Annotated in this window: 16 protein-coding genes and 2 tRNA genes; 12 read left to right on the top strand and 6 right to left on the bottom strand. The window is 77.2% G+C overall.

Going from position 1 to position 23,536, the window contains the following annotated elements; genetic code table 11:
* Positions 1-35: 35 nt before the first annotated feature.
* Complete coding sequence (locus tag D0Z06_RS06955; RefSeq protein WP_199522175.1) at positions 36-620, bottom strand: phosphatase PAP2 family protein; 585 nt, start codon at positions 618-620, stop codon at positions 36-38.
* Between the two features lie 19 nt (positions 621-639).
* Positions 640-1,170: a CGNR zinc finger domain-containing protein gene (locus D0Z06_RS06950; RefSeq protein ID WP_117376616.1), complete on the bottom strand. Its 531-nt coding sequence runs from the start codon at positions 1,168-1,170 to the stop codon at positions 640-642.
* A 138-nt stretch (positions 1,171-1,308) separates the two neighbouring features.
* On the opposite strand from D0Z06_RS06950, the gene D0Z06_RS06945 reads away from it, so the two are divergent.
* The 6 genes from D0Z06_RS06945 to D0Z06_RS06920 all read left to right on the top strand — a co-directional run bounded on the left by D0Z06_RS06945 (position 1,309) and on the right by D0Z06_RS06920 (position 6,408).
* Complete coding sequence (locus D0Z06_RS06945) at positions 1,309-2,523, top strand: MFS transporter (protein ID WP_117376615.1); 1,215 nt, start codon at positions 1,309-1,311, stop codon at positions 2,521-2,523.
* Positions 2,524-2,613: 90 nt separating this feature from the next.
* Positions 2,614-2,702: transfer RNA gene (locus tag D0Z06_RS06940), tRNA-Ser, on the top strand.
* Positions 2,703-2,723: 21 nt separating this feature from the next.
* Positions 2,724-2,796 (top strand) — tRNA-Arg (locus tag D0Z06_RS06935).
* Between the two features lie 249 nt (positions 2,797-3,045).
* Positions 3,046-4,314: a DUF4032 domain-containing protein gene (locus D0Z06_RS06930; RefSeq protein ID WP_117376614.1), complete on the top strand. Its 1,269-nt coding sequence runs from the start codon at positions 3,046-3,048 to the stop codon at positions 4,312-4,314.
* Between the two features lie 122 nt (positions 4,315-4,436).
* Positions 4,437-5,300 carry a creatininase family protein gene (locus D0Z06_RS06925; RefSeq protein WP_117376613.1) on the top strand — a complete coding sequence of 288 codons (864 nt, stop codon included), beginning with the start codon at positions 4,437-4,439 and terminating at the stop codon, positions 5,298-5,300.
* Between the two features lie 154 nt (positions 5,301-5,454).
* Complete coding sequence (locus tag D0Z06_RS06920; protein WP_199522174.1) at positions 5,455-6,408, top strand: ABC transporter substrate-binding protein; 954 nt, start codon at positions 5,455-5,457, stop codon at positions 6,406-6,408.
* Between the two features lie 59 nt (positions 6,409-6,467).
* Here the strand turns inward: D0Z06_RS06920 and D0Z06_RS06915 are convergent, their stop codons facing one another.
* Positions 6,468-8,306: a potassium channel family protein gene (locus tag D0Z06_RS06915; RefSeq protein WP_199522173.1), complete on the bottom strand. Its 1,839-nt coding sequence runs from the start codon at positions 8,304-8,306 to the stop codon at positions 6,468-6,470.
* Positions 8,307-8,319: 13 nt separating this feature from the next.
* Positions 8,320-8,706, bottom strand: a complete 387-nt coding sequence (locus tag D0Z06_RS06910; protein ID WP_117376611.1) for a DUF6394 family protein — start codon at positions 8,704-8,706, stop codon at positions 8,320-8,322.
* 178 nt (positions 8,707-8,884) lie between these two features.
* On the opposite strand from D0Z06_RS06910, the gene D0Z06_RS25675 reads away from it, so the two are divergent.
* Positions 8,885-9,205, top strand: a complete 321-nt coding sequence (locus tag D0Z06_RS25675; protein ID WP_199522172.1) for a response regulator transcription factor — start codon at positions 8,885-8,887, stop codon at positions 9,203-9,205.
* Between the two features lie 18 nt (positions 9,206-9,223).
* Here D0Z06_RS25675 and D0Z06_RS06900 read toward each other — a convergent pair whose 3' ends face one another.
* Positions 9,224-10,780, bottom strand: a complete 1,557-nt coding sequence (locus D0Z06_RS06900; RefSeq protein ID WP_117376610.1) for an AMP-binding protein — start codon at positions 10,778-10,780, stop codon at positions 9,224-9,226.
* 91 nt (positions 10,781-10,871) lie between these two features.
* Between D0Z06_RS06900 and D0Z06_RS06895 the strand changes: the two genes are divergently transcribed.
* The 4 genes from D0Z06_RS06895 to D0Z06_RS06875 all read left to right on the top strand — a co-directional run bounded on the left by D0Z06_RS06895 (position 10,872) and on the right by D0Z06_RS06875 (position 20,521).
* On the top strand, positions 10,872-13,694 hold the full coding sequence (locus D0Z06_RS06895; RefSeq protein ID WP_117376609.1) for a helix-turn-helix transcriptional regulator: 2,823 nt from the start codon (positions 10,872-10,874) through the stop codon (positions 13,692-13,694).
* A gap of 81 nt (positions 13,695-13,775) precedes the next feature.
* Entirely contained in the window at positions 13,776-14,333 is a 558-nt protein-coding gene (locus D0Z06_RS06890) for a DUF4188 domain-containing protein (RefSeq protein WP_233517506.1), read from the top strand.
* A gap of 933 nt (positions 14,334-15,266) precedes the next feature.
* Positions 15,267-17,489, top strand: coding sequence for an MMPL family transporter (locus D0Z06_RS06880; protein ID WP_117376607.1), 2,223 nt, complete (start codon positions 15,267-15,269; stop codon positions 17,487-17,489).
* A gap of 320 nt (positions 17,490-17,809) precedes the next feature.
* On the top strand, positions 17,810-20,521 hold the full coding sequence (locus D0Z06_RS06875) for a penicillin-binding protein (RefSeq protein ID WP_117376606.1): 2,712 nt from the start codon (positions 17,810-17,812) through the stop codon (positions 20,519-20,521).
* A 468-nt stretch (positions 20,522-20,989) separates the two neighbouring features.
* On the opposite strand, the gene D0Z06_RS06870 is transcribed toward D0Z06_RS06875, so the two are convergent.
* A complete protein-coding gene (locus D0Z06_RS06870) occupies positions 20,990-22,312 on the bottom strand; it encodes an alpha-hydroxy-acid oxidizing protein (protein WP_117376605.1) in 1,323 nt (440 codons plus the stop codon).
* Between the two features lie 193 nt (positions 22,313-22,505).
* Here D0Z06_RS06870 and D0Z06_RS06865 point away from each other — a divergent pair, with 193 nt between their 5' ends.
* Positions 22,506-23,477, top strand: a complete 972-nt coding sequence (locus D0Z06_RS06865; RefSeq protein ID WP_117376604.1) for a hypothetical protein — start codon at positions 22,506-22,508, stop codon at positions 23,475-23,477.
* Positions 23,478-23,536: the final 59 nt, after the last annotated feature.

Raw genomic sequence — 23,536 nt, 5'->3', positions numbered from 1 at the left:
GCGTGCGGACCACGGGTGCCCCGGATCGACCCGGGTCACCCCTGCTCAGGACCGTAGTGACGCGCACGCCACTCCGCTGGGTCAAGGGCCGCGCCGGTGGGCAGGCAGCGGCCGGCGGCCGCCACGGCCGAGCCGACGGCGAGCCCCGCGACGACGTCCCCGGGGAAGTGCACGCCGACGTGCACCCGGGAGTAGCCGACCGCCAGGGCGAGCGGCGCCAGCAGCGCACCGGCCGGCGGGCACTCCAGCGCCACCCCGGTGACGAACGCGCCGGCCGAGGCCGAGTGCCCGCTGGGGAACGAGTGGGTGGTCAGGTGGTGGCGCAGCAGGCGCTCCACGGGGTGGCCGGAGAGGTCGGGGCGGCGGCGTCCGAAGACCCGCTTGAGGACGGCGTTGACCAGGGCGCTGGAGACCGCCATCGACCCGAGCCCGCGCACCGCCGCCCGGCGGGGCGGCCCGCCGCGTGCCGCGAGCAGCAGCCCGACGGCCATCCACAGCCGGCCGTGGTCGGCGGCGGTGGTCAGCCGGCGCAGCCACCGGTCGGCCGGGGAGTGGGGGAGGGCGCCGATCCGGGCGTGCAGCCAGGTGTCCAGGGAGCGGAGTGGGTCCGTGTGCGTCACCTCGACGAATCCACGCCGCTCAGGCCTTCCGGCGGGCGCGGTAGGCCGCGACGGTGGAGCGGCTGGCGCAGGTGTTGGAGCAGTACCGCCGGCTGGCGTTGCGCGAGGTGTCGACGTAGACGTCCTCGCACCCCTCGGCCGAGCAGACGCCCAGCCGCTGCCAGCCGTGCTGGGCCACGACCTGCGACAGGCCCATGGCGACCGTGGTGGTCAGCTGCTCGAGCAGCGGGGCGTCCGGCCGGGCGTAGTGCAGGTGCAGCTCGCCGTCGTGGTCGGTGGCGTAGGGCCGCGGGCGGGCCCGGGCCAGGAGGGCGTTGAGCCGGTCCATGACCTCCTGCCGCGAGCCGGCCAGGGCCACCGCCCGCACCAGGTCGGCGGTCTCCCCGGCGCGGGCGGTCTCGCCCGGCGACAGGGTGAAGTCCGTCGTGCCCTCGAACCACTCGTCGTGCCCACGGAGGAACCGCGCGGCCCAGTCCGGCGCGTCCCGCCCGGTGTTGGCGAGGTCGATCGCCAGCTCGACCGCGTTCGAGCCGAAGGTGTCGTAGTCCACGCCGGACCCCCTACCGGGGCACGACGGGGCTGTAGGTAGCGTCACACATTTGACTGCCTACCTTCCCGTCCCTAACTTGTAGGGGGTCAACGGAGTTTGACCCCCTACTCTTCCGCCTTCTCGTGAAGTGGACCCGTCGTGCGCTCGTACCTCGCCGTCTGGCGCCTGCCGTCGGCCCCGGTGCTGCTCGGGGCCGGGTTCGCCGGCCGACTCCCCTCCGCCATGGTGCCGCTCGCGCTGCTGCTCATGGTGCAGCAGCAGACCGGTTCCTACGCCCTGGCCGGCCTCGCGGCGGCCACCTACGGCCTCGCCATGGCCGGGATGGCGCCGGTTCTCGGCCGGCTGGCCGACCGCCGCTCGCCGCGCCCGGTGCTGCTGACCCAGGCCGGGGTGTACCCGCTGGCGCTCGGGCTGCTCGTCGCCGCCGTGCTGGGGGCCGCCCCCACCCCGCTGGTGCTGGCCGCCTCGGCGCTGGCCGGCGCGGCCACCCCGCTGGTGTCGGGCACGGTGCGCGCGCTGTGGTCGCAGGTCGACCCGCGGGTGCGCTCCAGCGCCTTCGCGCTGGACGCCACGGGCACCGAGCTGGTCTTCGTCGCCGGCCCCACGCTCGTCGCCGCGCTCGCCGTGCTGGTCGGGCCGGCCTGGGCGGTCGGCCTGGCCGGCGTGCTGGCGACCGCGGGCGCGGTCGGCATCGCCACGGTCCGGGCCCTGCGTTCCTGGGCGCCGACGCCCGCGGTGCACCGCTCCGGGCCCCTGGCGACGGTGCTGGCGCCCGGCATGCCGCGCGTGCTGGCGAGCGGGGCGGCGCTCATGGTCGGTTTCGGCGCGCTCGAGGTGGCGATCCCGGCGTTCGCCGACGAGGTCGGCTCGCCCGGGCTCTCCGGCGTGCTCCTCGCGCTGTGGTCGCTGGGCTCGGTGGCCGGCGGGCTGTGGTTCGGCGCCCGCGTGGTGAGCGCCTCGCTCCCGCGCCAGTACCGGTGGCTGCTGCTCGGCGTGACGATCGGCCTGGCCCCGCTGGCCGCGGCCTCGAGCCCGTGGGTGCTCGGCGCCCTGCTGTTCCTCGGCGGGACGGCGATCGCCCCGACGCTGACCGTGCAGAACTCGCTGGTCGGCGTCATCGCCCCCCGGCACGCCACCACGGAGGCGTTCACCTGGCTGTCGACGATGGCCACGGGCGCCTCGGCGGTCGGCGCCGCGGTCGGCGGCGCGCTGATCGAGACCCGGGCCGGGGTGGACGGCAGCCTGCTGCTGGCCACGGCCGGCGCGGCGGCCGCGGTCGGGCTCACCCTGGTGCCGGGCCGGCGGCGCGGGTCGCGGGCCGCCGGGCGCGCGGCCGAGCCGGTCGCGGCCTGAACGACCGCGGGGGGCGGGGCCGGGCTGCGACTCCCTCCCGGGGCGCTGGTAGTCTCTGTCCTCGGTGGTTCCGGGGGGACTCGGACCCCGGGAGGCTTCGCCTAGTCCGGTCTATGGCGCCGCACTGCTAATGCGGTTTGGGTTAACCCCCATCCCGGGTTCAAATCCCGGAGCCTCCGCGCACGACAACTGAACAGCACGCACCCGTAGCTCAATGGATAGAGCATCTGACTACGGATCAGAAGGTTAGGGGTTCGAATCCCTTCGGGTGCACGCGCAGACGGCGGGCCCGTCCTCCACGTGGAGGGCGGGCCCTTCGTCGTCCGCAGCACCGGTGAGCGGAGTCCATCGTGCGAGGCCCCCTCGCACGAGGGACTCCACCCGGCCCCCGGGTGAGACAGACGTCATGACGAATCGGCGACCGAAACGCCCCGTGCCGCGGTCCGCCACTGGCAGCATTCGCCCGACCGCACGCCGTGGTGCGCACGTCGCCGTCCGCCACCGTCGCCCGCGAGGTCCGCCATGCGCTTCCTGTTCCGCCCCCCGGCCGCCGCAGCCGCCGGCCTGCTGGCGCTGCCGTGGGCCCGCCCGCTCGCCGACTGGCCCGGCGACCTCGTCCTCGACGTGCCGCAGCGCGGCGTGTCCCGGCACGTCGTCCGCTTCGTCGCCGCGGACCACGCCGGGGACACGGCCGCGGGCGGTCGCTCGGCCTACGCGCTCAAGGAGATGCCGGAGGAGCTGGCCCGCAGGGAGTACGCCCTGCTCACCGGGTTCGCCGAGGAGGGCCTGCCCGCCGTCGAGGTGCTCGGGGTCTGCGTCGACCGGGGGGAGGGGCTGCCGGCGGTGCTGGTCACCCGCTACCTCGACTGGTCGGTCTCCTCCCGCTACCTCTTCTCCTCCGGCCGGGTCGCCCTGGGCAGCCCGTCGGTGGCCCAGCTGCTCGAGGCGGTGGCCGCCCTGCTGGTCCGGCTGCACCTGGCCGGGGTGGTGTGGGGCGACTGCTCGCTGTCGAACACCCTCTTCCGCGCCGACGCCGGCAGGCCCGCGGCGCACCTGGTGGACGCCGAGACCGCGGAGCGGCACCCCGTCCTCACCGCCGAGCAGCGACGGGCGGACGTCGCCCTGGCCGTGGAGCGGGTCGCCGCCGAGCTGGCCGACCTCGCCGCCCGGGGGCTGCTGCCGGCCGGCGTCGACCCGGTGACGACGGCCGAGGGGCTGCGCGTGGCCCACGACGCGCTGTGGGCGGAGGTCACCCGCGACGAGCCGCTCGCACCCGAGGACCCGCGCCGGCAGGTCGAGCAGCGGGTGCGGCAGCTGGGCGACCTCGGCTTCGACGCCGGCGAGGTGGAGCTGGTCACCGGCCCCGGCGGCAGCCGGCTGCGCGTGCGCACGCGCGTCTCCGGGCCCGACCGGCACCGGCGGGAGCTGGCCCGCCTCACCGGCCTGGAGGTCGGCGAGAACCAGGCCCGCCGGCTGCTGCACGACCTGCACCGCCACCGGGCCGAGCTGGAGCGGCGGGCCGGCGTGCCCGTGCCCGAGGAGGTCGCCGGGCAGCGCTGGCTGGCCGAGGTGTGGGCGCCCGTGGTGGCGGCGACGCCGCCGGAGCTCGCCGGGCGGCTGGCGCCGGCCGAGCTGTTCCACGAGGTGCTGGAGCACCGCTGGTTCCTCTCCGAGCAGGCCGGCGGCGACGTGGGGACGGCGGCCGCCGCGCGGTCCTACGTCCGCACGGTGCTGCCCCGCACACCCGAGGTCAGCGGCCGGGCCGCGGTGCTGGCCCGGACGGCGCCCTGACCCCGACGCCGGCCCGACCCGAGCGGGGGCGCGTGGACCGCGCGCAGGCAGGTGCGGCGACGGCTTGCGACGCGCTTGCTAGCGTGCCCGCTCGGCCGACCCGAGACGAGCGAGGAGCCGCCATGACCGCCGAGCACGCAGGTCGAGGGGCTCGTGCCGGCACCGTCGACGTCTTCGGGGGCACCACGGCGGAGCTGACCTGGTACGAGGTGGAACGGGCCGCCCGGAGGGGGGCGGTGCTGCTGTGGGCGTTCGGCGTCCTCGAGCAGCACGGCCCGCACCTGCCGACGGGCACCGACGTCTACCTCCCGTCGGCGCACCTCCAGGAGGTGCGTGCGGCCCTCGCCGGCCGCGGTGTCGAGGCGCTCGTCGTGCCACCGTTCTACTGGGGGGTCAACGTCGTCTCGGCGGGGTTCCCGGCGTCGTACTCGGTGCGCCCGGAGATCATCCGGGAGGTGATGGCCGACCTCGTCGCCGGGATGGCACGCGACGGCTTCGGGTCCGTCTTCTGCTTCTCCGGCCACGGGGACGCGCTGCACAACGAGACGGTGCACGCCGGTGCCCGGCTCGCCGCTGAGCGGACCGGCGTCGACGTCAGCTTCGTCGCCGACCCCGCGCTGGTCGCACGGTTGGGGCTGTCCCCCGACGACCCGCACCTCACCGTCACCGATCCGGCGGGCGAACGCCCCGCCCGGGCCGGAGCCGGGATCGACGTCCACGCCGGTCGCTGGGAGAGCGCCATGATGATGGTGAGCTGCCCGGACCTGGTCCGTGAGGAGACCCGGCGCACGCTGCGGCCCACCGGGCTCGGTGCCGCTGACCTGGCCGTGTGGCGTCGAGGAGCCGGCCACGCCCGACGGACCACGCCGCAGGGCTATCTCGGGGACCCCGCCGCGGCATCTGCGGCCGAGGGCGACCACCTGTTCGCCGAGGCGGCGAGGCTGGCCGCCGAGGCCGTCGTGCGTCGACTGGCCGCCGTCCGCTGACCACGGTGCGTTCCCCCGGGGGCCGCACGATCGGGTGGAAAGCGCGGGCGGCCGCGACCGCGCCCGCGCGGTCTGGTGACAATCGGTGACTCCGGCCCGCCCGCACGTGGTGGGGGAGAGGAGCACCATGCCCCGGCGCAGTCGCGCGAGATCCGTGGTCCTGACCCCCCTGGCGGTGCTGGCACTTCTCGGGCCCACCGCCTGCGGTGACGGCGCCCAGCCGGACGCCGCCTCCCCGGAGGAGCTGACCGAGGTCACGGTCGGGATCATCCCCATCATCGACGTCGCGCCGCTGTACCTGGGCATCGAGCAGGGCTTCTTCGCCGACCGCGGGATCGAGGTGAGCACGCAGCAGGCCCAGGGGGGAGCTGCGATCGTGCCGGCCGTCGTCGCCGGTGAGTACCAGTTCGGCTTCTCCAACATCGTGAGCATGCTCATCGCCCGCGACCGGGGCCTGCCGCTCGACCTGGTCGCCATCGGGGCGCGCGCGTCGGAGGACGTGCTCGACGACGGGTCCGGCCAGATGATGGCCACCGATGCGTCCATCGGGACGGTCGAGGACCTGGTGGGCCGGCGGGTCGCCATCAACACCCTGGCCGGCATCACCGAGGTCGCCGTGCGCGCCTCGCTGGACGCCCAGGGCGTTGACGCCGACCAGGTCCAGTTCGTGGAGATCGCGATCCCCGACATGCCGTCGGCCCTGACCGGCGGGCAGGTGGACGCGGCGGTGATGGCCGAGCCGTTCACCACGCTGGCGGCACGGGACGGCGCCCGCCCGCTGCCCGTCAGCTACGCCGCGATGAACGCCGGTGCTCCCTTCGCGGGGTGGTTCACGACCGAGACCCAGGCCCAGGAGCAGCCCGAGGTGACCCAGCGCTTCACCGAGGCGCTCGAGGAGTCCCTGCGCTACGCCACGGACAACCCCGACGAGGCCCGTGCGGCCCTCGACGAGTACCTCGACCTCCCGGACGGCATCGGTGAGGAGGTCACCCTGCCCGGCTGGGATCCCACCATCGACGAGGACCAGCTCCGGCGCCTCGCCGAGCTGACCGCCGAGTACGGGTTCATCTCGAGCCCGGATGTGCTGGACGACCTGCTCGCCGGCTGACGACGCACTCGCCGGACGGGTTCAGGTCCCGGCGCCGGCGCACCGCTGGCCACCGGGGTTCAGCGGGGGACGCCGGACCGGTCCGGGGAGGTCCGCGGGTCCGGCCGGGCGTCGCGGCTCAGCCGGCGCCACACCCAGCCGGCCGGCACCCGGTGCCCGGTGACCACGTACTCCCGGACGGCGTCCACCGCGAGCGTGGTCGCGAGCGCGCGGCGGGCGGCGGCCCACCCGGCCAGCAGCAGCTCGTCCCCCGGGGCGAGCACGAATCCCGGGCCGGGCGCCAGGGTGGCGGACCCGTCGCGGAGGACCAGCAGCACCAGCGCGTGCAGCGGCCGGTCGCGGTCCTCGGGGTTGCGCAGCAGGTCCCCGAGGCGGGCGCCGCCGGCGGCGAGCCACCCGGTCAGCGCCGGAGCCGCCTGCGCGGTCAGCGGCACCGTCCACAGGGCCTGCAGGTGCCGGCCGCACACATCGGTGAGGCGCTCGATCAGCTGCGCCGCCCAGGCGTCCCCCTCCCGCGGCATCTCCCGGAGGAAGCGCCACAGCAGCGGGGTGGCCAGCTGCGCGTACACCTCACGGGCGACCACCTCGGTCGGCACGAGCAGGGCGTCGACCCCCATCGCGGCGAACAGCGGGGCGCTGGGCGACCGGTTCTGCCGGGCGCCGACGAACAGCCCCGGGTTGCCCCGGCGGGCTGCGGCCACCAGGGACAGGTTGGTGGCGTCGTTGTCCGTGCCCGCGACGAAGCCCACCGCGGTCGCCAGGCCCGCGCGGGCCAGCACGTCCGGGTCGACGCCGTCGCCCACCACGAGGTCCTCGTCGGCCGCGCCCGGGGCCGGGTCGACGACGGTGACCGCCAGGCCCTGCGTGCGCAGGTCCGCGGCCAGCGACCGGCCCAGCCGGCCGTACCCGCAGACCACCCAGCGGCCGCCGCCCGGCGGGCGGCCGCGGGCGGGCAGCCCCGCGCCCGGCCCGCCCTCGAACCAGGTGAGCAGCTGGTAGGTGGCCGGGGCGCGCAGCGCCAGGCACAGGTGGTCGCCGTACCGGTCGAACGGGTTGATCACGGTGGGGTCGCCGAAGGCCCGCATCCGCTCGGCCATCGCCGGGGACGTGGCGCGGGCGATCACCGGCAGGTCCGGGCGGAGCAGGGCCGCGGCCATGACGACGGTGAGGTTGGCCTCGTCGTCGTCGGCGAGCGCCACGACCGCCTCGCACGAAGGGGAGCCCAGGCCCGCGACGGCGAGGTGGCCCGGATCCCGGGCGTCACCGGCCAGGGCCGGGACGTCGGCGTGGAAGGAGTCCAGCTCCAGGTCGTCGATCCGCTCCGGTGCGCGGTCGAGCACCACGAAGCGGCGGCCGAGCCGGTCGAGCGCGTGCGCGAGCAGCTCCCCGGCACGCCCGTAACCCGCCAGCAGGAGGAACGGCTCGCCCAGCCGGCCGACCTTGCGGGTGACGTGCTGGAGGGCCAGCGCCGCGCGGAACGCGCGGTCCTGCAGCAGGGCCAGCAGCGACCCGATGGCGTACGCCCAGCCGATCACGCTCAGGAAGATCGAGACCGTCACCCACATCCGCTGGCTGGGGGTGAAGGGGTGCGGGAGCTCCCCGAAGCCGATCGTCGTCGCGGTGTAGCTCATCACGTAGAACGCGTCGAAGAACCCCATCCGGTACGGGCGGCCGGCCGCGTCCTCGCCGGGGACCAGGGTCAGGCCGAGCACGCTCACGGCGAAGATCACGATCAGCACGATGAGGGGTGCGCGCATCCGCCGGAGCACGAGGAACACCGGGGCCGACGCCTCGGTGCCCGACGCGGCGGACGCCAGCAGCCGGGAGGTGCGGGCCGGCGGGCGGTCGTCCTCCTGCCGCACGAGGCGCCACCAGAACAGCAGCAGGGGATTGCCCACGACACCCCTCCGATCACCCGCGGTGGAACGACACCGTCTCCACGACCAGCAGCACGACCGAGACGAGGTTGGCCAGCAGCGCGCCTCCGGACAGCGACACCACGCTCGCCGTCGTGGCGGGGGTCAGGCCCGCGGTGGAGACGTAGGTGGCGTAGCCGAGCACCAGGGCGGCGGCGATGAGCTGGAGGTCGGCGACCAGGCTCGTGGCCAGGTGCACCGCGCCGATCTGCGTGCGGTCGCCGAACTTGAGCACGGTGGCGATGAGGTTGACGACGACCGCGGCGAACAGCTCGTAGCGGTTGTGCACCGTCGGGTCGTCGATGTCGCCGAGGAAGAAGCCGAAGTTGAGGGTGGCGGCGAGCACGACGAAGAAGCCGAACACCACCTTCTCGAGGTTCACCCGGCCCTCCCGCCGCCGGCCGGGCCCGCGGCGCCTCCCGGAGCGGGTCCCGGCGGCATCGTGCACCCATCCGGGGCTGCGGCGCAGCAGCTGCGCGCCGGGCTGCCCGACACCACGAGTTGCGGTCGATGTCGTCTCGATGCACGCGGCCGTCGCTACGGGTGAGCGGGTGCCGCCGGTGACCGAGGGCCCGGCCCAGGAGCTGCGGCGGCGCGACGCCGTCCTCGACGCCGCCCGCTCGGCCACCGAGCTCTTCCTGGACGGCGACGGCGACCGGCGGGCGCACCTGCCGGAGATCCAGGGCCGGCTGTGCAGCCGCTGCAGGGTCAGCGAGCGGACGGCGCGCACCCACGTGAGCGACATCCCGGCCGAGCTCGGGCTGGCCTCGCGCACCCGGGCGGCCACGTACGCCGTCCGCGAGGGGCTGGTGCCCGGCGCCCCCGCCGGGCCGGCGGTGCCGCACCCGCGCACCCCGCCCGGCGCCCCCGCCCGGCGCTGACCCCCGGCGGCACCGGGGTCACACCGGCGCCGCCGCGCGGTCGCGCAGCACCCGGCGCAGGACCTTGCCGGCCGGTGAGCGCGGCACCGCCTCGACCACCACCACCTCGGCCAGCCGCTTGTACCCCGCCGTCCGCTCGGCCGCCCAGCCGATCACCTCGGCCGGGTCCAGCGGGCCGCGCGCGACCACGTAGGCCACCGGCCGCTCCCCGGTCCGCTCGTCGGGACGGCCGACCACCGCGGCGTCGGCGACGGCGGGGTGGGTGACCAGCAGCGCCTCCAGCTCGGCCGGGGCGACCTGGAACCCGCTGACCTTGATCAGCTCCTTGACCCGGTCGACCACGACGACCTCGCCGTCCGCCGTCACCGTGCCCAGGTCCCCGGTGCGGAACCAGCCCTCGGCGTCGATCGCGGCGGCGGTCGCCGGCGGGTCGTCCAGGTAGCCGGCCATCACCTGCGGGCCCCGCACGTGCAGCTCGCCGGTCGTCCCGGCCGGCACCTCCGCGCCGGTGAGCGGGTCGACCAGGCGCACCTCGGTCGAGGGGACGAGCGTGCCGACCGCGCCGGGGGTGTGCCCGGCGCCGTCCCGGCGGGAGATCGACAGGACCGGGCTGGTCTCGGTCAGGCCGTACACCTGCCCGACCGTGCAGCCCAGCCGGCGGGCGCACTCGCTCTCCAGGGCCCCGGGCAGCGGCGCCGACCCGCAGATCACCAGCTCCAGCGAGGAGACGTCGTACCGGTCGACGGCGGGGGAGCGGGCCAGCCCGAGCACCACCGGCGGCGCGGCCGGCAGCAGCGTCGCCCGGTGGGCCTCGACCAGCCGCAGGCAGGCCTCCAGGTCGAACCGCGGCAGCGTCACGACCGTCGCCCCGGCCCGCAGGGTCAGGCAGATCGACGAGCAGAACCCGGCCGCGTGGAAGAACGGCAGCAGGCCGATCATCACGTCGTCCGGGGCCGGGGTGAGGACCGCGCGGGTCTGCACCACGTTCGCCACCAGGTTGCGGTGGGTCAGCCGTACCCCCTTGGGCAGCCCCGTGGTGCCGGAGGAGAAGGGCAGCACGGCCACGTCGGTGGCCGGGTCGATCCGCACGTCCGGGGGCGGGGCGGTCGTCGACACCAGCGCGGCGAAGGGCGTCGTCCCCGCCGGGGCCTCCCCCACGACGACCACCTCGAGCCCCGGTGCCGCCGCGCGGGCCGCGGCGACGAACGGGCCGACCGTGACCACGGCCCGGGCGCGGGACCCGCGCAGCTGGGCGGCGATCTCCTCCGGGGTCCACAGCGGGTTCACCGGGGTGATCGCGCCGCCGGCCAGCTGGGCGCCCAGCATCGCCACCGGCCACTCCGGCAGGTTGGGGGCGAGGACCGCCAGCACGTCCCCGCGGCCGAAGCCGCGCGCGGCCAGGCCGGCGGCGAACCGGTGGGCCGCCGCACCGAGCGCGGCGAAGGAGAGGGTGCGCCCGGTGGGCCCGTCCACGTAGGCGGGCCGGGTGCCGCGGGCGGAAGCCCCCTCGAGCAGGAACGTCGGCAGGTCGACGTCCGGGACGTCGACGGGGGTCAGCGGGGAGTGCAGGGGCATGACGGCCTCCGGACGGGGCGGGACGATGCCGCCAGTCCACGCGACGACGCCCCTGTCCCACGTCGGGGATCGCCCCTAGCGTTCTGGGTCGATGACCCGTACGGCCGCCACAGCCGCCGCCGAGCCGCTCCTGGAGCGGAGCGCCGAGCTCGGCGCGGTGACGGCGGTCCTGGCCGCCGCGGCGGCCGGCCGCGGCGGAGCGCTGGTGATCGAGGGGCCGGCCGGGATCGGCAAGACCAGCCTGCTCGACGCCACCCGGGTCCGCGCGGAGGAGCTGGGGTTCCGGGTGCTCCTCGCCCGGGCCAGCCCGCTCGAGCGGGAGTACGGCTTCGGCGTCGTCCGCGACCTGCTCGAGCCCGTGCTGCGCGCCGCGGGGCCGGAGGAGCGGGCGGTGCTCCTCGACGGGGCCGCAGCGCTGGCCGGCCGGGTGCTCGAGCCGGTCGAGACCGCACCCTCGCCCACCTTCGCCGCCCTGCACGGCATCTACTGGCTGCTGGCCGGCCTGGCCGAGCGGAGGGCGCTGCTCGTGGCCGTCGACGACGGGCACTGGGCCGACGTGCCGTCGTTGCGGGCGCTGCACCACGTCGCCCACCGGATCGCGGACCTCCCCGTCCTGCTGCTGGTCACCCGCCGGCCCGGCGAGCCGGGCGGGGAGGCCGGGGAGCTGCTCGACGCGCTGGCCGCGGACGTGGCGGCCACGCTCGTCCGCCCGGCCCCGCTGTCGGCCGCCGCCACCGCGACGGTCGTCGCCCGCGTGTTCGGCGGCCCGGTCGCCCCGGCCTTCGCCGCGGCCTGCCACGAGGTGTGCGCGGGCAACCCCCTGCTCCTGGGCACGCTCGCGCGGTCGCTGCGCCAGGCCGGCGTGGCCCCGGACGAGGCGTCGACCGGCGCGGTCCACGACCGGGCGCCGGCCATCGTCGCCGCCTTCGTGCTGCCGCGACTTCGGCACCTGCCGCGCCCGGCGGGGGCGGTGGCCCGGGCCCTGTCCGTGCTGGGGCCGGGGGCGGAGCTGCGGCACCTCGCCGCCGTGGCCGGCCTGGCGCCGGCGGTGGTGACCGAGGCGATCGACCGGCTGGCCGCCGCGGAGCTGGTCGTGCCCGGCCCGCCCCCGGCCTTCCCCCACCCCCTGCTCGGGCAGGTCGTGGCCGAGCGGATGCCGGCCGCCGAGCGGCACGCGGCCCACCGGACCGCGGCCGCCGAGCTGGCCGCGGACGGCGCCCCGGCCCAGGCGGTCGCGGCGCACCTGCTGGCCATCCCCCCGTTGCGCGACGACTGGGTCGTCGAGCGGCTGCGGGACGCCGCCCGGGACGCGCTGGCGCAGGGCGCGCCGCGGTCGGCCGTCAGCCACCTGACCCGCGCGCTGGCCGAGCCGCCGTCGCCCGACGTCCGCCCCGCGGTGCTCTTCGAGCTCGGCGCGGCGGAGACCCACCTCGGACCGGCGGCCGGGCTCGACCGGCTGCAGGCGGCCCTCCGGGTCACCACCGGCGCCACCGACCGGGCCCGGGTCGCGCTGCGCCTGGCCCGGGGGCTGGAGACCGCCTGGGAGCTGCCCCGCGCGCTCGCGGTGCTGCAGCGGGCGGTGGCCGAGACGGATGCCGCCCCCGACGTCGACCCGGAGGTGCGGCTGCTGCTGGAAGCCGAGTACGTGGGCCTGGCGAGGTCCCGGCCGGAGACGCGGGCCGATGCGCTCGGCCGCCTGGCCCGGCTGCTGCCGGAGGCCGGTCCCGACTCGGTGGCCGGGTGCATCCTGCTGGCGTCGTCCGCCGCCGAGCTGGTGCAGGAGCCGGGCCGGGCGGCGGAGGCGGTGGCGCGGGCGCGGGCCGCGCTGCTCGGCATCGGGCGGACGGCGGACGGCTCGTTCGTGACCGGCGTGCTGTACCTCGCCGCGCCCGTGCTGGCCGCCGCGGGCGAGATCGACGCGGCGTTCCGCGCGGCCGACGCCGCGGTGACCGAGGCCCGAGCCCGCGGCGCCCTGGTGGAGCTCGGCGCGGCCCTGGGTTCGCGAGCGGAGATGGGCCGCCGGCTCGGCGCGCTGCTGGACGCCGAGTCCGACGTCCGGCTCTCCCAGGACCTGGCCCGGGAGGCCGGCGTCGGCGCCCCCGAGCCGCTGCTGCTGGGCAGCCTGCTACCGGTCCTCGTCGAGTGCGGCCGGACGGCCGCCGCGCAGCAGGAGCTCGACCGGCTCGGCCGCCCGGGACCGTCGGCGCACGTCAACCTGCTGGCCGCCCTCGGCCGGCTGCGGCTGGCCCAGGGGCGGCCGGCCGAGGCGCTCGAGGCGCTGCTGGCGGCCGGGGCCCGGCTGGCCACGCGCGGCTGGCGGCACCCCGGGCTGCTGCCCTGGCAGACCGACGCGGCGCTGGCCGCCCACGCCCTCGGGCGGCACGACCAGGCCGGGGAGCTGGCCGGCGAGGCGCTGCGGACCGCCCGGCGCCACGGCGCGGACGTCGCCCTCGGCATCGCGCTGCGCACCACCGCCCAGCTCGCCGGGGACCCGGCCGGCCTCGCCGAGGCCGCCCAGGTGCTCGCCGCCACGCCGGCGCGGCTGGAGCACGCCCGCGCGCTGGTCGAGCTGGGTGCCGCGCTGCGGCGGTCCAACCGGCGGGCCGACGCCCGCGGACCGCTGCGGCAGGGGCAGGACCTGGCCGCCCGCTGCGGGGCCGGTGCCCTGGTGGCGCAGGCCGGTGAGGAGCTCGCCGCGACCGGCGCGCGGCCCCGCACGGTCCGGTGCACGGGGCCGGAGGCGCTGTCGGTCAGCGAGCGGCGGGTGGCCCGGCTGGCCGCCGAGGGGCTGGCCAACCGGGACATCGCCCAGGCGCTCTTCGTCACGGTCAAGACCGTGGAGGTCCACCTGTCCGCGTGCTACCGCAAGCTCGGGATCACCTCCCGGGCGGAACTGCCGGGGGTGCTCGGCTGAGACCTCGGGGGTGTCCCCCGATGCGGAGCCGGCCCGGGGCGGGGTGGGGTGGACCGGTACCCGCTCGCCGAGGAGGCTGCCGTGCCCACCACCATCCCCGTGCCCCGGCCCTACGTCGGAGCTGCCGAGAACGCCCCGGCAGGCGTGGTCGGCGGCCAGTTCGCCGCGACCCCCCACGGGGAGGTCGTCGTCTTCCTCATCGGCATGCGCGTCAACCGGTGGCGCAGGGTGCGGAGCTGGTGGCCGGTGTTCGTCGCGATGCCGCGGATGCTGCGGGAACTGGCCGGGCGGCCGGGATCGGGGTTGCTCGCCCCGCCGCGGTCGTACTGGTCGGGGCGGGACTTCCTCCTCGTCCAGTACTGGCGCTCCGTCGAGGACCTCGGCGCCTACGCCCGGGACAGCCGGCTCTCCCACGCCCCGGCGTGGGCGGCGTTCAACCGGCGCGGCGCCGGGACGGCCGACGTCGGCCTCTGGCACGAGACCTACGCCGTCCCCGCGGGGGCGGTCGAGTCGCTCTACGGCAACATGCCGGTCGCCGGGCTGGCGGCCGCCACCGGCTGGGCCCCCCGGGCGCAGCGCTCCCGGTCCCGGGCCGTCGACCGGATGGGCCAGCGCGACCCCGAGTACGTCCCGGCCTGAGCCGGCCGCGGAGGAACTCCGCGACCCGGGCCGCGACGGCCTCGGGCTGCTGGATGCCGAGGTCGTGCGCGCCGCCGGGGATCTCGGCGGCGCGCCCACCCCCGGCTGAGTTCGGCAGCAAGGTGTGATCCTGCGTGCGCACGTCGGCGCGCTCCGGCGCGGGTCGAGCCGCGCGGCCCGACGTGGAGCCGCGCTGTGACCCGGCTCCACGTCCGACGATGCGGGTCAACCCTGGTGAGCCGCGTGGAACGGCAGCCGATGGCGCTGAGCCGGAGCGGGCCAGCGCGCCCCTGCGGGCGCAGGCCGGGTGTTCTGCCGCCACCCCGTCCGGTGAGCAGAACCAGGCGGGATGACGCACATCTGCCACACCCTGCTGCCGAACTCGCCCCCGGCTAGGGCGGCGGCGCGCCTCCTGCGGCTACGTCATCCGGCCGAGGCCAGGGGGCGGGATGACCGAGCCGGAGTCCGGTCCTCCGTGGGACCCGCGCACCCCGGCCGCCGCACCGACGTGGTGCTCCTCGACGTGCACCTGCCCGACGCCGGCACCGGGCTGGCGCTGCTCGCCCGGCTGGCCCGGGCCGCGGTCCGCGTGGTGGCGATGAGCGCCGCGGGCGGCGTCCGCGGGGCCGCGCTGGCCGCCGGTGCGGCCGGCTTCGTGGAGCAGGACGGCGCCACCGACGTCCTGCTCGAGGCGCTATTCGCGGCCGGGGCAGGGGCTCCCCCCACCGCAGGACCAGGGGCGGATGGGTGCGCTCCCCGATGGTGGCGCGACCGGCGGCGCCGGGAGGCTCGCCGCGGCCGGTTGTCGGGCTGCCCCGACACCCACCCGGCCAGCTGGCGGGATGGGCTCCCACCCCGCCGACCAGCAGATTCGACGACGACACCGTGCACCGCCGCGGGCCCGCGGGGCCCGCCGACCGACAGGAGACCACCGTGGACGGACGCGGCAACCTCGCCGCCCGCACGGGCCGCTGGAGCGCCCGGCACCGGAAGACCGCGATCCTCGGCTGGCTGGCCTTCGTGGTCGCCGCCGTCGTCCTCGGCGGGGTGCTGCCGCAGGGCGAGCTGACCGACGCCGAGCGGCTGGTCGGTGCCCCGGCCCAGGCGCAGCGCATCCTCGACGAGCACGGCTGGGAGGAGCCGGCCGCCGAGATGGTCCTCGTCCAGCGGGAGGACGGCGCCACCGAGGCCGCCGCGACCGCCGCCCTGACCGACGTGGTCGCCGCGCTCGAGGCCACGCCGGAGGCGGAGAACGTGGTCAGCCCGCTCGCCGGCGCGCCGCTGGTGTCGGCCGACGGGCGTTCGGCGCTGGTGACCTTCGACATCCGCGGCGACCCGGAGACCGCCGAGGACCGCATCGGCCCGGTCCAGGACGCCGTCGCCGCGGTCGCCGCCGACCACGCCGGCGTGCGGGTCGAGCAGTTCGGCGGCACCAGCGCGGGCCTGGCGCTCGACGCGGCGCTCGAGGACGACTTCCAGCGGGCCGAGTACCTGTCGATCCCGATCATCCTGTCGGTGCTGCTGCTGACCTTCGGCGCGGTGGTCGCGGCCGTGCTGCCGCTGGTGTTCGCGCTCACCGCGTTCGCGGGGGCGCTGGGGCTGCTCGGCCTGGTCAGCCAGGTCTGGCACGTCGACGGCAACGCGCAGACCGTCATGCTGCTCGTCGGCCTGGCCGTCGGCGTGGACTACTCGCTCTTCTACCTCAAGCGGGAGCGCGAGGAGCGGGCCCGCGGGCGCTCGGCCGCCGAGGCGCTCGACGTCGCCGCCGCCACCTCGGGCCGCTCGGTGCTGATCTCGGGCATCACCGTGGTGCTGGCGATGGCCGGCATGTTCCTCACCGGCTTCTCCGTCTTCACCGGCATGGGCATCGCCACGATCCTGGTCGTCGCCACCTCCGTGCTCGGCTCGCTGACCGTGCTGCCGGCGCTGATGAGCTGGCTCGGCGACCGGGTGGAGAAGGGGCGGCTGCCGTTCCTGCGCCGCCGGGGCGCCGTCGAGGGCCGGTTCTGGCCGGCCGTGCTCGGGGTGGTGCTGCGCCGCCCGCTGGTCTCGGCGGTCGTCTCCGCCGCGCTGCTGGCCGGCCTCGCCGTCCCCGCGCTCGGCCTGTCGCTGCGCAACGAGGGCATCACCGACCTGCCGCAGGAGCTGGCCGTGATCGGCACCTACGAGCGCATCGCCGAGGCCTTCCCCGGCGGCTCCGACCCGGCCGAGGTGGTCGTCGAGGCCGCCGACGTCACCACGCCCGAGGTGCAGACCGCGATCGCCGACCTGCGGACGGCGGCCCTGGCCACCGGGCGGATGAACGAGCCGATCACCGTGGAGACCAGCGCGGACGGCCAGGTCGCCGTCGTCTCGGTGCCGCTGGTCGGGGACGGCGAGGAGCAGGCCTCCCGCGACGCGCTGGTCACCCTCACCGACGAGGTCGTGCCGGCCACGGTCGGCGCCCTGGACGGCGTGACCGCGGTGACCGCCGGGAACACCGCCTACTCGGTGGCCTTCGAGGAGCTCATGGCCGAGCGGACCCCCTACGTCTTCGGGTTCGTGCTGCTGCTGGCCTTCCTGCTGCTGCTCGGGTCGTTCCGGTCGGTGGTGGCCGCGGTCACCGCGATCGTGCTGAACCTGTTGTCGGTGGCGGCCGCCTACGGCGCGCTGGTCCTGGTGTTCCAGGAGGGCGTGGGCGCCGACCTCATCGGCCTGGACTCCACCGGTCCGATCGTCAACTGGATCCCGCTGTTCCTCTTCGTGATCCTGTTCGGGCTGTCGATGGACTACCACGTGTTCATCCTCAGCCGGATCAGGGAGGGCCACGACCGCGGCCTGCCCACCCGGGAGGCGGTCCGCTCGGGCATCACGTCGTCCGCCGGGGTGGTCACCAGCGCCGCCGGGATCATGGTGCTGGTCTTCCTCTGCTTCGTCGCGCTGTCGATGACCTCGATGAAGCAGGTGGGCCTGGGGCTGGCGATCGCGGTGCTGCTCGACGCGACCGTCGTCCGCGCGGTGCTGCTGCCGGCGGTCATGCAGCTGCTCGGCGACGCCAACTGGTACCTGCCGCGGTGGCTGCGCTGGCTGCCGAGGCTGGAGCACGAGCCGGCCCCCTCGGTGCCCGCCCCGCGCCCGGCGCCCGACGAGGTCCCGGTCCTGGTCGCCCGGCCCTGACACCGCCCGCCGCGGCTGTCCCCGGCACAGGAAGCCCTCCCCCCGTCGGCGGCCGGCTGACGGGGGGAAGCTTCCTGCGCCTCGCCCCCCTCGCCCGGCCGGCAGCGGGCGGACGCAGGCGGCGCCCCTCGCCCGGCACGCGGTCGGTGAGGACGGCGGGGTCGGCGGCCACCCGGCCACCCGGCGAGGAGCCCTCCGGGGGCCGGACCGCGCCCCCGGGGCCACTTTGCGGTCACGTGACGAATCCATGAACGGCGTGGCCGGGGCGGTGCCCGCGGGGAACGTGGAACCGGCCCGTCCCGTCTCCAGGAGGTTCCTGCGTGCCCCGTCCCCCCGGTCTGCCGGTCCCCGGCGTCGAGTCCGACCACCGGTCCCGGCGGCGCCGGCTGCGGGCGCTCCTCGGGCTGACGGTGGCGGTGGTGCTGGCCGGTGCGCTGGCGGCGTCGCTGGCGCTGCCCTTGGTCGCGGGCGCGGGCCTGGCCACGCGCGACACCGCGGGGGTGCTGCACCCGGTGGAGGCCGAGCTGCTCGACCGGACGCCGCCGGGCAACACGCGGGTCCTGGCCGTCGACGGCACGCTGATCACCGAGCTGTACCGGCGCAACCGCACCGTGGTCCCCAGCGAGGCGATCGCCCCGGTGATGAAGGACGCCCTGGTCGCCATCGAGGACGCCCGCTTCCACGAGCACTCCGGTGTCGACGGCGAGGGCCTGATGCGGGCGCTGGTGCGCAACCTGGCCGCCGGCACGGTGGTCGAGGGCGGCTCCACGCTCACCCAGCAGCTGGTCAAGCAGATCCGGCTGCAGTCGGCGGAGTCGCCGGAGGAGCGCGAGGCGGCGACCGCGGAGGCCCTGGGTCGCAAGCTGGACGAGGCGCAGCTGGCCCTCGGCCTGGAGCAGCGCTACACCAAGGACGAGATCCTCACCCGCTACCTCAACCGGGTGTACTTCGGCGCCGGCGCCTACGGGGTGCACGCGGCCGCCGAGACCTACTTCGACACCACGCCGGACGCGCTGACCCTCGCGCAGGCGGCCACGCTCGCCGGGCTGGTGCAGAGCCCGACGCAGTACGACCCGTTCGTCGCCCCGGACGTGGCCACCGCGCGGCGCGACGTCGTCATCGGCCGGATGCTGGACCTCGGCATGGTCGACCCGGCCGCCGCGGCCGAGGCGCAGGCCGCGCCGGTGGTGCTCACCCCCGGCCAGGGGCCGCCGCGCGGGTGCGCCGAGGCCGCCGTCAGCGGCTTCTTCTGCGACTACGTCCTCTCGTACCTCACCGGGACGCTGGGCCTCAGCATGCGCGAGATCGAGACCGGTGGGCTCACCATCCGCACGACGATCGACCCGGCGATGCAGCAGGCCGGTGACGCGGCCGTGCGCGCCTCGGTGCCCGAGGGGGACCCGCTGGCCGCGATCTACACGGCGGTCGAGCCGGGCTCCGGCCGGGTGCTGGCCATGTCGGTCAACCGCCGGTACGGCCTGGACGAGGCCGACCCGGCCCAGACCACGGTCAACCTGGCCACGGCCGCCGGCCAGGGGGCCGGCTCGACGTACAAGGTGTTCACCGCCGCGGCCGCGCTCGAGGCCGGCTTCGGGCTCGACCACGTCATCACGACCGACGACCCGTACGAGTCCACCGTCTACCGGGACGGCGACGCGCCCTACGACGTGGGCAACGCCGGGCGGTACCCGAGCACGCTCGACATGGAGCGCGCGCTCTACATGTCGTCCAACACCTACTTCCTCGCCCTGGAGGACCGGCTGGGCAGCGTCACCGGCCCGGTGGACATGGCGCTGCGCCTGGGGCTGACCTCGCTGGAGCCGGTCGCCGAGCAGGTCAAGGCGGAGAACCGGGGCTCGTTCACCTTCGGGGCCGAGGCGACCAGCCCGCTGGCGCTGGCCAACGCCTACGGCACGCTGGCCGCCAGCGGCACGCACTGCTCGCCCACCCCGGTCGACGAGATCCTCGACCGGTACGGGCAGCCGCTGACCCGCGAGGACGGCTCGCCGGTGCTCATCCCGGACCGCTGCACCCCCGAGGTGGTGCCGGCCGGGCTGGCCAACACGCTCAACCAGGCGCTGCGCAAGGACGTCGAGCCCGGGTTCCCCGGCCAGACGGGCCGGCGGGCCTACATCCCGGGGCACCAGATCGCCGGCAAGACCGGGACGACGCAGGACAACTACTCGATCGCCTTCGTCGGCTACACGCCGCAGATCGCGGCGAGCGTGATGGTCTACGACCCGGTGGCCAACCGGGACGTCGGCGGGTTCGGCGGCGGCAAGGGCGCCACGATCTGGCACGACGCGCTGGCCCCGATCCTCTCCCAGCGCGAGCCCGTGCCGTTCGCGCCCGCCGACCCGTTCTACGTGGAGGGCAACAAGCAGTCCCTGCCGCCCGGGTGCGTGGGTTCCGGGTCCTCCCGCTGCCGGGCGCTGCTGTCCTCCTCCGGGCTGAGCGCGAACCTGGTGCGCGTGGACAGCGGCCGGCCGCCCGGCGTCGTCGTCGGCGTGGACCCGGCGCCGGGTGCCCTGGTCGACAGCAACCGGCCGGTGACCGTGCTGGTCAGCAACGGGGCCCGCTGGGCGCCGCCCCCGCCGCCGGAGCCCGAGCCCGCGCCCGCGCCGCCGCCCGCCCCCGCGCCCGCGCCGCCGCCCGCCCCCGAGCCCGCGCCGGAGCCGGAGCCGGAGCCGGAGCCCCAGCCAGCGCCCGCGCCGCCGCCCGCGCCCGCCTCCGCACCGGAGCCCGCGCCCGCGCCGCCGCCCGCGCCCGCCTCCGCACCGGAGCCCGCGCCCGAGCCGGAGCCGGAGCCGGAGCCCCAGCCAGCGCCCGCGCCGCCGCCCGCGCCCGCCTCCGCCCCGGAGCCCGCGCCCGACCCGGCCCCCGAGCCGGTGCCGGAGCCCGCTCCCGCCCCGGAGCCGGCGCCCGCTCCCGAGCCGGAACCCGCTCCCGAGCCCGCGCCGGGACCCGAGGGCGCACCCGGCCCGGCCGCCGAGCAGGTCCCGGACGAGGGCGGCGCCGGACCCACCGGCTGAGCGTCACAGGTAGCCACCCGTGCACCAAACCCCGCGGTCCTACGTCTGTGAGTGCCCCTGCACTCACAGACGTAGGACCGCGGGAGGGACACCTCAGGGCTGGGATGCGGCCGGGCACGCGGCGCCCCCGCGCCGGGAGGCGCACCGGGGCGAGCGGCCGGGCACGAGGAGCCGGGCACGAGGAGCCGGGCACGAGGAGCCGGGCACGAGAGGCCGGGGCACGGCAGGCCGGGGCTGCGCAGGACGGCGCGACGGTGCGGGACCGCCCGCCGGCGACGAGGATGTGGGGCGGGGGGCCGGTCCTGACGGTCTGGCCGCGTTGGTCAGTCCACCCAGCTGTGGGTGGCCACTGTTTGCCGGCTACCCCCGCCCGCAGCCACTGTGACCCAGCTCACACAACAGGGTCAAGTCCGCCCGGCGTGTCGTCCCGCGCGTGTCCGGCTCCCCCCGAGGCGGTCCGGGCGGTCGTCAGCCGACCCGGCGCAGCACGTCCGCGGAGAGCTGGTCGACCGCGGTGTGGCCCGTCAGCCCCAGCGTCAGGTCGAACTCGCCGAGCACGTCGGAGACCACCTGGCGCACCCCCTCCTCGCCCGCCAGGCCCAGCCCCCAGACCCAGGGGCGCCCCAGCAGCACGGCGCGGGCGCCGAGGGCCACGGCGGTGAACACGTCGGCCCCGCTGCGGACCCCGCTGTCGAGGAGCACCGGCGCCCGGTCGCCCACCGCGGCGACCACGTCGGGCAGCGCGTCGAGCGCGGAGATCGAGCGGTCCACCTGCCGCCCGCCGTGGGTGCTCACCACCACGCCGTCGACCCCCTCGTCGAGGGCCCGGCGGGCGTCGTCGGGGTGCAGCACCCCCTTGAGCACGATCGGTAGGCGGGTGCGGGCCCGCAGCCAGGCGAGGTCGGCCCAGGTGATCGAGGGTCGCGAGTAGATGCGCAGGAACGTCTCGACCGCGGCCCGGGGCAGCGGGGAGCGCAGGTTCTCCCGCAGGGGCCCGGGCCAGGCGCGCGCCATGCCGACCAGGGCGCGCACCGCGGCCACGGTGGGTCGGGACTGGCGGTCCCGCGCGGCGGCGTCGCCCGCCTCGACCGGCGCCGGTGCCGCGTCCCCCGCCGCGGCGACCCGCTCCTCGACCAGCCGCCGGAACACCGGGTCGGAGGTGTACTGCGCGATGCCCTTGCCCAGCGCGAAAGGCAGGTGGCCGAGGTCGAGGTCCCGGGGGCGCCAGCCGAGCATCGTCGTGTCGAGGGTGACCACGAGGGCCTCGCACCCGCACGCCTCGGCCCGGGCCACGAGGCTCTCCACCAGCTCGTCGGAGGTGGACCAGTACAGCTGCGACCAGCGCGGCGCGTCCCCCATCACCCCCGCGCAGGTCTCCATCGGCACCGACGCCTGGTTCGAGAACACCATCGGCACGCCCAGGCCCGCGGCCGCGCGGGCGACGGCGAGGTCGGCCGCGCGGTGCACCAGCTCCAGCGCCCCGACCGGGCCGAGCAGCACCGGTGCCGGGAGGCGGCGGCCGAACAGCTCGACCGAGGTGTCCCGGCTGCTGACGTCGCGCAGCACCCGGGGGACGACGGCCCAGCGGTCGAACGCCGCCCGGTTGGCCCGCTGGGTCGTCTCCTCGCCGGCCCCGCCGGCGACGTAGGCGTAGGCCCGGGCGGTCAGCCGGCGCCGCGCGGCCCGCTGCAGGCGCCGGGCGGCGGTCGGCACCCGCGGGCGCCGGCCGTACACCCCGGCGCGGTAGACCTCGTCCTGGCGGCGTCGTCCGGTCCCGGCGGCTGAGTCCACCGGCCCACCGTAGTGAGCCCTGCGTCACAGCCCCGGACGGGGGCCCGGCCGACGATCTCGCGACACGCCGCAGCGACACGCGCAACTGGCCGGTAACCCGCGGCCGCGGGCCGCTCCCGCGGTCCATCATGGGGGTCCGCCCGCGCTCAGCACGGACGCCCGGCGGGGCGGTCACACCAGGGGGAAGTTGCACGTGCCGGTCGCCAGCAGGCCGGGGCTCGTCAGGGGCGCCGCGTCCGTCCTCGGCCTGTCCGCCGTCCTCGCCTGCCTCGTCCTCGCCACCGCCGGGCCCGCGGCCGCCGTCGACGACCCCACCCGCCCCGACGCGCGTGTCACCCAGGGCCCCAGCTGCCGCCCGGGCGGGGTCGCCGTCGAGGTCACGGCCGGCACCGCCCCCTACGCCGTCCGCCTCGGCACCACGCGCGCGCCCGAGGGGGAGGACGGCGCCGAGCTGACCCCCGGCGCGGTCGTCGTCCTCGCCACCGGGCCGGTGGCCTGGGGCGAGACGATCGACCCCTTCCTCGAGTACACCGCCCTCGACGGCTCGGGCACCGCCTACGTCGACGAGCTCGAGGGCTTCAGCTTCACCCGGCCCGCCGAGGAGGACTGCGCGGCGATCAGCCCGCCGTCCGCGGCCGCCGGCGTCCCGGGCGCCGCGGTGGACACCCCGCCGGTCGTCGTCCCCTCGCCGCGGGCCGAGCCCGCGCCGATGCCGTCCCCGCAGCTGCCGCCCCCCGCCGGGGCCGCGCCGGCCGGGGCCCTCGACGCGCCCGACGTGCGCGCCGCCTCGCCGCGGGTGCTGCCCGGCGGCGCCGTCGACGTGCGGGGCTCGGGCTTCGAGCCGGGCGAGACGGTCAGCGTGCTCGGGCCCGGCGGCGCGGTGCTGGCCTCGGCCACCGCGGACGCCGCCGGGGCCGTCGCGGTGTCGGTCCCCGTCCCGGACGCCGCCGCACCCGGCCCGGCGGTCCTCGTGCTGGTGGGCGAGGAGTCCGACGCCTCCGGCGAGGTCGCCCTCCGGGTGGCCGACCGGGCCACCCCGCTGGTCGGGGGCGGGCTGGCCTGGGTCCCGCTCACCGCCGGGGTGCTGCTGCTCGCGGCCGGAGCGGGTCTGGCCGTCCGCAGCGCCCGGCGCCGCCCGCCCGCCGGCCCGCCCGGCAGCGCCTGAACGGCACGGCGACGTGCGCGGGTCCGCCGGTCCGGGGGCGCCCGGGCGCGATCTCGGGA

The organism is Geodermatophilus marinus, assembly GCF_003428645.1.
Lineage (GTDB): Bacteria > Actinomycetota > Actinomycetes > Mycobacteriales > Geodermatophilaceae > Geodermatophilus.
Note: the sequence above shows the minus strand (reverse complement) of the source record. Positions and strands in the feature narration are given on the sequence as shown.